Here is a 421-nt window from a genome sequence, read left to right on the forward strand (position 1 = left end):
GCCCCTGCGGCCTACCAGTGATTTGTATTTAGCCCCGAAATACGTGCCCTTTGTCCGTGATGCTGCCCAGCCCAGCTGGGTCAGTAGTGCGCGGAGGTTTTTGTTGCCGTGGGTGGTCCGCCCGCTTTTGTTCTTCCCGGCACTTTCATTGCTTCCCGGACAGACACCGGCCCAGGAGGCCAGGTGGCGGTGCGTGGGGAATTGACCCATATCAAGGCCGATCTCGGCAATGATGCCGATAGCCCCGTCGTGGTCGACTCCCGGGATTCCCGCGAGCCGGTCTACCTCAAGGCTGTAAGGCGCGCATACCTCTGCGATGCGGGCGGTGACCTCGGCGATGGTGGTCTCCAGCCTCCCCATGTTGGCAAGGATCGTGCGCAGCATGAACCGGTGGTGAGGGGTCACATGGCCCCGGAGCGAT

The 421-nt window shown here is 62.7% G+C and carries 1 protein-coding gene; it reads right to left on the reverse strand.

The window, feature by feature from the left end; genetic code table 11:
• Window positions 1-421, reverse strand: a 421-nt coding sequence (locus NGM62_RS22060) for a transposase (RefSeq protein WP_262250460.1), incomplete at both ends; no start/stop codon positions are given.

This window comes from Parapedobacter soli (genome assembly GCF_025460835.1).
In the GTDB taxonomy this organism is placed as follows: domain Bacteria; phylum Bacteroidota; class Bacteroidia; order Sphingobacteriales; family Sphingobacteriaceae; genus Parapedobacter; species Parapedobacter soli.